The following is an 8,636-nucleotide window of genomic DNA, read 5'->3' as shown; positions in this document are numbered from 1 at the left end:
TCGTTGGTCTGGAGGTATCCGAGATCAGCGCCCTGCGCGCCGAGTTGAAGCACTGAGCATTAAGTGCAACGCCGGCAACCTTGGAAAACCCCTGTCGCGAGCTAAAGCTACCTCCGACAGCGGTTTTTTCCACCCCTGTGGGAGCGCTGCTGCGCTGGCAGGTATCGCTAACGCGGGCAACACCGCGGTCGCGAGCTGACGCCTTCCTCCAACAATAGAGAAAATCACTGTTGGAGCGCTGCTTCGCATCGCGACCGGCGCCGCAGGCGCCCCGTCCAAACAGCAAAGGAATACAACCCGCGTCATGGACGACTACCCAGCCATTCTTCACCACGGCGGCGCGGCCGGTGTCACCGGCAGCTGCCACCGTCTGCAAATCGCCCCGGACAGGGCGCTGCTGATCGACTGCGGCCTGTTCCAGGGCCAGGACGCCGACCACCTCGATAGCCTGGAACAGCACACCGTACGCTTTCCGGTGGACGACATACTGGCCCTGGTGGTCACCCACGTGCATATCGACCATATCGGCCGGTTGCCGTACCTGCTGGCGGCGGGCTACAAGGGGCCGATCCTCTGTTCGATTCCTTCGCGTCGCCTGCTGCCGCTGGTCATCGAAGACGCCCTGAGGGTCGGCTTCACCCGCGATAGGGCACTGATCGAGCGCTTCCTCGAGGAAGTGGAAAACCGCCTGGTCGCCATCGACTACAAGACCTGGCACACGGTCATCGACGACGAGTGCCACCGGCTGCGGGTCAAGCTGCAGCGGGCCGGGCATATCCTCGGCTCCGCCTATGTCGAGGTCGACAGCCTGGACAAACAGGCCGGACAGGCCCAGCGTACCGTATTTTCCGGCGACCTGGGCGCGCCCCATGCGCCACTGCTGCCGGCTCCCAAGCCGCCTTACCGCGCCGATGTGGTCGTGCTGGAAAGCACCTACGGCGACCGTTTGCACGAAGACAGGCTGCACCGCCGTTCGCGCCTCAAGGCCGCCATCGACCGAGCCCTGGAAAACGGCGGCACCGTGATCATCCCGGCCTTCAGCATCGGCCGCACCCAGGAACTGCTCTACGAACTGGAAGGGTTGATATACCGAGCGAACGACAGCCGTTGGCGCGACCTGGAGATCATCGTCGACTCGCCGCTGGCAAGCCGCTTCACCGAGGTATATCGGGAGCTCAAGCCCTGGTGGGACGCCGAAGCCCACCGGCGCCTGCGCAGCGGCCGCCACCCGCTAAGCTTCGACAACCTCTATACCGTCGACAGCCACGATACCCACGAGCGGACCCTAGACTACCTGGCCAGCAGCCACCGCCCGGCGATGGTGATAGCCGCCAGCGGCATGGCCAGCGGGGGCAGGGTGGTCAACTACCTGAAACGCATGCTGGGCGATGAACGCCACTGCGTCCTGTTCACCGGCTACCAGGCCCATGGCACCCCCGGCCGCGCCATTCAGCAGTACGGCCCCCGGGGCGGCTGGGTAGAGCTGGACGGGCAGCGCATCGAGATCCGCGCCCGGGTGGAAACCGTGAACGGCTATTCCGCCCACGCCGACCAGAACGACCTGCTCAACTTCGTGCGCCGCATTCGCCAGCCGCCCAAAGAAGTACGCCTGGTGCATGGGGATGCCGACGCCCAGGCCGCGTTGAAGTCCACGTTGTTGAAATGGGCCGATGGGGCAGGGCACCAGTTACAGGTAATGCTGGGGGCGGAACCGCACCCGGCGGTATCACGAAGGCACGAGAAACCCACCGTCGCGAGCTAACGCTTCCTCCAACAGTTGCTTATCTCCCTTGGGTGGAAAAATCACTGTTGGAGCGCTGCTCCGCATCGCGACTGGCGCCACAGGCGCCCGGCGGAGGCCACTGCCCTAGGCAGCTTCGGCAACTGCCACCATTCGCAAATCGCCTTCAACAAGACCGGGCCGCGCTCGAGGCCAAACTGCTGGAATGGGCCGAAGGGGCAGGGCATGCGTTTGAGGCGACGCTGGGCAGTGACTACCTAAGCAACAGTAACCGGAATTGTTGTAATGCCTTCTGAACGCCCTCGCCAACGCCTACGTTATGATCCGGGCGAACATCGCCTCAAGCATTGCTGGAACAAGCCCAATGCGGAATTTGTGCGCCGAGGCAGTGCGCTGATTGGAAAATGCCCATCGACATTGAGCAAGCAACTGGCCGAGCAGCGACTGAATGATGGTATCGGCTACCCCATCGGGCAGGAAACTCCCGAACGCATCTACAACCTGTATGATGGTGTTGTGTATGAGGCGGTATACTCAGGTGACAGTTGGCATGGCTATCCTTGGCGTTACCGACCGGGACGTAAATCTCTGCCTCGGCAGATCAAGCAGGAACTAGAGCGCCGTGCCGAACAGCAGGATTGTTTATCTGGCTACAAGCACTGGATGAAAGAACATGGCCGTTGAACTGGAACTCATCGTAGACCCCGCCCCTTCGCAAGGCAGCCGGGAGCACGGCTGGCTGAAAGCGACACTGCTGCTCGATGGCCAGCCCTACTGGTACGGTGGAGATGATCAGGACAATCTGAGCAGCCTGGACTGGACCTGGATCGACTTACTCCAGTACATCGGCAAGAACTGGTCGGCGCTCATGCTTGAACAAAGCTGCCCGTTGCCTCTGGACGATGTTCCTCACCCTGGCAAACTGCTCCAAAAGGCCGAAGCACGCTGGGAAGATATGCCTGAAGCCTTAGTCATGGCAGAAGAAAGCCAAATGCTGCAATACCTGGATCGCCACAATATCGCTACCGCCTTGAGCGGCGCCAACCTGCCTATGTTGCTTTGGCAGCGCAGCGGCAACACCCTGTGGCTGGTCGATGAAGAAGAACAGGCGCGGCGTGTGGACTTTCTCTCACTACGCCAACGGCTTGAAACAATCGGCGATACCCTGGCCGACTTGTTTTCAAGTAGCACCCAGCCTCATGTGAAGATGGCTGTTAGTCAATGGCGGCAGCGTGAACAGCAGTTGCAAAATGATTATCTCGCATACAGCACTGGGCTGGATGCCAAGCGTCTCGCTACCTTGCGAGAGATGGTTTCGCTTGAAGTAGAGGCTGACGCCGCGGATACTCGGGGAGCCTATCTACTTGGCAGCTGCCAGGATGACCCGCCATCATCTTTCCGTTGAGCAGATTGCTCAGGTCATTCAGCGCCTGCGACAAGCCCCATCGACCGGCAAGCAACCTTTCTCTGAGTTTATCGAAGAAACCAGTTTACGATTGCAGCAATTGGAAAATGAGCCTCCTTTTGAGCAGGGATATCAACTGGCACGCTGGTTACGTGAGCAATTGAATCTGCAGAATGATGAACGCTTTGACCCCGAAGCGCTTCTTGTCGAAGAAGGTGTGGCCATTGACAAGCTTCTTCTGGAAAGTACTAAAATCGACGCCATTGCGTGCTGGGGCACTATCGATCCGTTGATCCTGTTAAACATGAACGAAGATGCCAGAGTGGCCACAGCTAATGGCCGACGCAGCACACTCGCACATGAGATTTGTCATCTGCTGATCGACCGCAATCGTGCCTTACCGGTGGCAGAAGTATTAGGTGGTGAAGTGGACAGCGAGAGCGAAAAACGTGCCAATGCTTTTGCCGCAGAACTCTTGTTACCCCAAGCTCATGCTACAAGCATATATAGAACATCGCCCAACCTGAGCGAGGCAGTAGAAAAACTAGCAGGCACCCATCAGGTCAGCCGACAACTGGTTGCGTATCAACTGTATAACGCAACCGATGTTATGCCCGAGGATGATCGGATTGCACTGCGTAATTTTGGGGTAAGAGTGTAGCGCCTGGGTCTGCTGAAGCTCTAGGCGGTCGCCTCTTTTTCAGGGTATTACCGTAACTTCTTAGATCCATAATAGATTAAAGCGCCGTTCCAGGATTTTTCATGTGTTTCCTGGGGCGCGAGCTAACGCTTCCTCCAACAGCTGCTTATCTCCCCTTGGATGGAAAATATCGCTGTTGGAGCGCTGCTCCGCATCGCGACTGGCGCCGCAGGCGCCCGGCGGTCGCGTAGCTTACCCTACTCCCCGTCGATACTCGGCAACAAACTACATTCCAGAGGTGTCCTTTGAAACTGCTGATTACCGGAATGGCCGGCTTCATCGGCCATGCTGTCGCTCGTCGATTGAGCGGGCAGGGCCACGAGATCGTTGGCATCGACAATCTCAACGACTACTACGACGTGTCGCTGAAGCAGGCGCGTCTCGATGATCTGGCCGGCTGCCCGGACGTCAGCTTCATCAAACTGGACCTGGTCGACCGGGCCGGCATGGCCGCGCTGTTTCACGAGCAACGCTTCGATCGGGTGATTCACCTGGCCGCCCAGGCCGGTGTGCGCTACTCGCTGGAAAACCCCCATGTCTACGCCGACTCCAACCTGATCGGCCACCTCAACGTGCTCGAGGGCTGCCGTCAGCAGCAGATAGAGCACCTGGTTTACGCCTCGTCCAGCTCGGTGTACGGCATGAACGCCAAGACCCCGTTCGCCACGTCCGACAACGTCGACCACCCCGTCAGCCTCTACGCGGCCACCAAGAAGGCCAACGAGCTGATGACGCACACCTACTCGCACCTCTACGAGTTGCCGACCACGGGGCTGCGCTTCTTCACCGTATACGGCCCCTGGGGCCGGCCGGACATGGCCATCTTCAAATTCGTGAAGGCAATGATGGCGGGGCAGCCAATCCAGGTATACAACCACGGCGACATGTCGCGGGACTTCACCTACATCGACGATATCGTGGAAGGTATCGTGCGCGTTCTCGACGTCATCCCCCAGCCCCGGTCAGACCGGCAGAGCGCCGTCGCCACGCCCGACAGCAGCACCGCACCCTATGCGCTCTACAACATCGGCCATGGTGCCCCGATTTCGCTGATGGCCTTCATCCGTGCCCTGGAAGTTGCCACCGGCTGCGAAGCGAACTGCGAATACCTGCCCATGCAGCCCGGCGACGTACCCCGTACCTGGGCCGACACCGAAGCCCTGCTGCAAGCCACCGGCTACCGGCCCCAGATAGGCGTCGATGAAGGGGTCAAACGCTTCGTTGAATGGTATCGGGAATTCTACAAGGTTTGATCGCAACCACCGTCGCGAGCTAACGCTTTCTCCAACAATAGAGAAAATCGCTGTTGGAGCGCCGCTCCGCGTCGCGACTGGCGCTGTAGGCGCCCGGTGTGGCGCAGGCCACTGCCCTTGGCAGCTTTCGGCAACTGCCACCATTCGCAAATCGCCTTCAACAAGACCGGGCAGCGCCCATCGCGTAGACTACTCGACGTGACGATCCTGACCGGAAGAACAGCCCGGCGGCCACGATGGCTGGTGGTTTCCTATTGTTAGCGTTCATTGGTTTATCGTCACCCAGCGCAACCGACACAGGGCATGGGAAAGCGCCCGGGCAATCCCCGGGCGGTAGCGTGCCCGGCGCCGTGCATCAAGTCTCCCTCAACAAGCTTTCGGCAGGAACGGCATGAACATAACGGTGTTTGGAACGGGCTATGTAGGGCTGGTACAGGGCGCCATCCTGGCGGATGTGGGCCATCATGTCGTGTGCGTGGATCTGGATGCCGACAAGATCGAACGCCTGAAGCAGGGCATCATCCCCATCTACGAGCCTGGCCTGGAGCCCCTGGTGAAGGAGAACCACGCCGCCGGCCGGTTGGATTTCACCACCGATGCCGCCGCAGGCGTCCAGCACGGCCAGGTACAGTTCATCGCCGTGGGCACGCCGCCAGACGAAAACGGCAGCGCCGACCTGCAATACGTGCTTTCCGTTGCCGCCACCATTGCCGAACACATGGAGCGGGACCAGGTCATCGTCGACAAGTCCACCGTACCGGTAGGCACCGCCGACACGGTGCGTGCCAAGGTGGCCGAGGTGCTGGAAAGGCGGGGGCGGCGCGAACTCGGCTTCGATGTGGTCTCCAACCCCGAGTTCCTCAAGGAAGGCAGCGCGGTGGCCGACTGCCAGAAGCCGGACCGCATCATCATCGGCACCGAAAGCGAAGAAACCGAAGAGGTCATGCGCGAACTCTACGCCCCGTTCAATCGCAACCATGAAAAGATCATCGTCATGGACGTGCGCAGCGCCGAGCTGACCAAGTACGCCGCTAACTGCATGCTGGCCACCAAGATCAGCTTCATGAACGAAATGGCCAATCTCGCCGAACGCCTGGGAGCCGATATCGAAGCGGTACGCCAGGGCATCGGCTCCGACCCGCGCATCGGCTACCATTTCATCTACCCCGGCGTAGGCTACGGCGGCTCCTGCTTCCCCAAGGACGTGCAAGCGCTGATCCGCACCGCCAGCGACATCGATTTCGACGCCAAGATGCTCAAGGCCGTGGAAGCCCGCAACGCCGAACAGAAAACCACCCTGTTCCAGAAGATACACACGCACTACCAGGGCGACCTGGCTGGCAAGACCTTCGCCGTATGGGGCCTGGCCTTCAAGCCCAACACCGACGACATGCGCGAAGCCCCCAGCCGCGTACTGATGGAAGCGCTGTGGGAAGCCGGTGCCAAGGTGCAAGCCTATGACCCCGAGGCAATGGAAGAAGCCCAGCGCCTCTACGGTAACCGTGATGAACTCAGCCTGTGCGGCACCAAGGAGGCCGCGCTGAAAGGCGCCACGGCGCTGGTCATCGTTACCGAATGGCAAAGCTTCCGCGCCCCGGATTTCGACCTGATCAATGAGCGACTGAGTGAACCGACTATTTTTGACGGGCGCAACCTCTACGAGCCCAAGCGCATGGCTCATAAAGGCTTCACCTACTACAGCATAGGCCGAAACTCCTCGACCTTCAGATAGCACTACAGCATAGGCGCCGGGCTCTCAATCATTTGGGATTCTATATCTGACGAATAAAATGCTGCTTGGAATTTTTCAGGATGAGCTATTTGCCATTGATTTTATATTGATATAACAAGAGAGACATAGAAGTAAAAAAATAAAGTCATAGATGCTTTCGTCGCAGATTATAAGTCGCGGTGCTATGCAGTCAGCATGCGTGAAGCCCTAGCCGCGTACTGATGGAAGCGCTGTGGGAAGCCGGTGCCAATGTACAGCCTTATGACCCGAAACTATAGAAGATACTCAGTGCCTCACTTCGAGTTGGCCAAGCAGTGGCTCGCCGAACCGCTGATCTTCGATGGGCGCAACATGTTCGAGCCTAAGAGAATGGTAATCAAGGGATTAGTATGTTATCCCGCTGGGATATGTGGGTATTAATGACTCCAGGTGGGAACGCAGGTAATCAACTAATCTCACAAGAGTGTAGTCTGACTACTAGACTAAATTTAGCGATGACTCTCCCTGTGAGAATTATTATAATTGCAACTTCGATGAGCAGAGATGCGGAATGCTAACAAAAAAAATGATGAAGTGGTTTCGCGATGTTCGCAAGGGAACTTTGGCATCTAATAAAATTCTTCCGAGATTACAAAAGCAAATATCTCAAACAAATAATTCAATTGATGACATAAAAGATAGTCTAGAAAAAATAGAGAAGGAGACGGAGAAAAGGCTAGAACAATTAGATGAGAAAATAGGGATAAGACTGAAAAAAATAGAACGAAAAATCCCGAAGAAGCCAAAGGCTTCACCTCCGAAAATATCCTTTTCACGTCTACCGACCAATAATATATATTGTCCTGTGTGTGAAAAAGGGAAAGTCGGCTGGGTGTCAGCTTATCCCAGCCATAATCCTAAATTTAGAATGGCAGTGGTTTTGTTTTGTAATTACTGTGGGTCAGGCCATGTCCCTGATGCATCAAAACTTATCTCCGGATATTATGAAAAAGAATATGCAGAAAGGGATAGAAAGGACCGAGATATCGATCCTGAGGTGTATTTCAAGAGTGGCAGTTCCCCTGGGCTAAGTAATTATTTTGATCGTGCTAATGAGCAAGTTGGAAATTTGGCCAAACTTGGCGCAGAATTTAATGTCGTGCTGGATTATGGCTCTGGGCCTGGGTATTTTCTTTATGCTTGCAAAGCACAACAGCCCTATGCAGTAGAGCTGGATTCTTATAGCAATAAATATCTTGAGTATCTTGGTGCACAGAAATTAAGTTCAGAGGCACTGCCTGAAAGCTTTTTTGATGTAATTGTTGCATCGCATGTGGTTGAACATTTTATTGCTGAAGCCCTGATAGAAAATTTAAAAGGCATGCTAAAGTCACTCAAGCCAGGTGGCATGCTTTTAGTTGAAGTTCCCAATGGGGGGCATAGCTATATGTTACTCCATGCTCGACAAGATCCACATACTATTTTTTTTACACCTCAGGGAATTCGCTGTGCACTCGAACTGGCTGGAGCCAGTGAGGTATCATACTATGCGAGAGCTAAGAATGATGGGGAATATCATCCGCAACCTATCTACAAGTCTAGCGAGAAAAAAGAAGTAGCAAAAAAAAGCAAAGCACAAGAGTTTGAGTCCACTCTCCGTGGTGGGCTAACGGTTGTCGTAAAAAAAACTCAGAAGTAACACGCTTGAGTGTGTTAGAACACGCTCTACAATTGACCCTAAGTTTACCGAGATTATGCCGTAGACAGTTTTCCAAAGCTCGGCAATATAAAAGTTCAAAGACGGTATTCGGCGGAGAATAAAAAAT

7 protein-coding genes are annotated in these 8,636 nt (G+C 56.2%); all 7 read left to right on the top strand.

Translation table 11 applies throughout. The features are described 5' to 3' along the window. The first annotated feature begins 304 nt into the window (after positions 1-304). The 7 genes from C1H69_RS18965 to C1H69_RS18930 all read left to right on the top strand — a co-directional run bounded on the left by C1H69_RS18965 (position 305) and on the right by C1H69_RS18930 (position 8,509). Entirely contained in the window at positions 305-1,762 is a 1,458-nt protein-coding gene (locus C1H69_RS18965) for an MBL fold metallo-hydrolase RNA specificity domain-containing protein (RefSeq protein ID WP_102654959.1), read from the top strand. A 264-nt stretch (positions 1,763-2,026) separates the two neighbouring features. Then, on the top strand, positions 2,027-2,425 hold the full coding sequence (locus C1H69_RS18955; protein ID WP_102654957.1) for a hypothetical protein: 399 nt from the start codon (positions 2,027-2,029) through the stop codon (positions 2,423-2,425). Beyond that, a complete protein-coding gene (locus C1H69_RS18950) occupies positions 2,415-3,146 on the top strand; it encodes a hypothetical protein (RefSeq protein ID WP_102654956.1) in 732 nt (243 codons plus the stop codon). Before C1H69_RS18955 ends, C1H69_RS18950 begins: the two co-directional genes overlap by 11 nt. Then, complete coding sequence (locus C1H69_RS18945; protein ID WP_102654955.1) at positions 3,121-3,807, top strand: ImmA/IrrE family metallo-endopeptidase; 687 nt, start codon at positions 3,121-3,123, stop codon at positions 3,805-3,807. The genes C1H69_RS18950 and C1H69_RS18945 overlap by 26 nt, the downstream gene beginning before the upstream one ends. Positions 3,808-4,091: 284 nt before the next feature. Further along, positions 4,092-5,099 (top strand): NAD-dependent epimerase, encoded by a 1,008-nt coding sequence (locus tag C1H69_RS18940; RefSeq protein ID WP_102654954.1) that lies wholly within the window; start codon positions 4,092-4,094, stop codon positions 5,097-5,099. A 391-nt stretch (positions 5,100-5,490) separates the two neighbouring features. After that, positions 5,491-6,831, top strand: a complete 1,341-nt coding sequence (locus C1H69_RS18935; RefSeq protein WP_102654953.1) for a UDP-glucose dehydrogenase family protein — start codon at positions 5,491-5,493, stop codon at positions 6,829-6,831. A 550-nt stretch (positions 6,832-7,381) separates the two neighbouring features. Beyond that, on the top strand, positions 7,382-8,509 hold the full coding sequence (locus C1H69_RS18930; protein WP_102654952.1) for a class I SAM-dependent methyltransferase: 1,128 nt from the start codon (positions 7,382-7,384) through the stop codon (positions 8,507-8,509). Positions 8,510-8,636 lie beyond the last annotated feature (127 nt).

The organism is Billgrantia endophytica (genome assembly GCF_002879615.1).
In the GTDB taxonomy this organism is placed as follows: domain Bacteria; phylum Pseudomonadota; class Gammaproteobacteria; order Pseudomonadales; family Halomonadaceae; genus Halomonas; species Halomonas endophytica.
Note: the sequence above shows the minus strand (reverse complement) of the source record. Positions and strands in the feature narration are given on the sequence as shown.

Coding starts and splice junctions, on each gene's coding strand:
- C1H69_RS18965 (WP_102654959.1), top strand. CDS start 305: ATGGACGACTACCCAGCCATTCTTCACCACGGCGGCGCGGCCGGTGTC.
- C1H69_RS18935 (WP_102654953.1), top strand. CDS start 5,491: ATGAACATAACGGTGTTTGGAACGGGCTATGTAGGGCTGGTACAGGGC.
- C1H69_RS18955 (WP_102654957.1), top strand. CDS start 2,027: ATGCCTTCTGAACGCCCTCGCCAACGCCTACGTTATGATCCGGGCGAA.
- C1H69_RS18950 (WP_102654956.1), top strand. CDS start 2,415: ATGGCCGTTGAACTGGAACTCATCGTAGACCCCGCCCCTTCGCAAGGC.
- C1H69_RS18930 (WP_102654952.1), top strand. CDS start 7,382: ATGCTAACAAAAAAAATGATGAAGTGGTTTCGCGATGTTCGCAAGGGA.
- C1H69_RS18945 (WP_102654955.1), top strand. CDS start 3,121: ATGACCCGCCATCATCTTTCCGTTGAGCAGATTGCTCAGGTCATTCAG.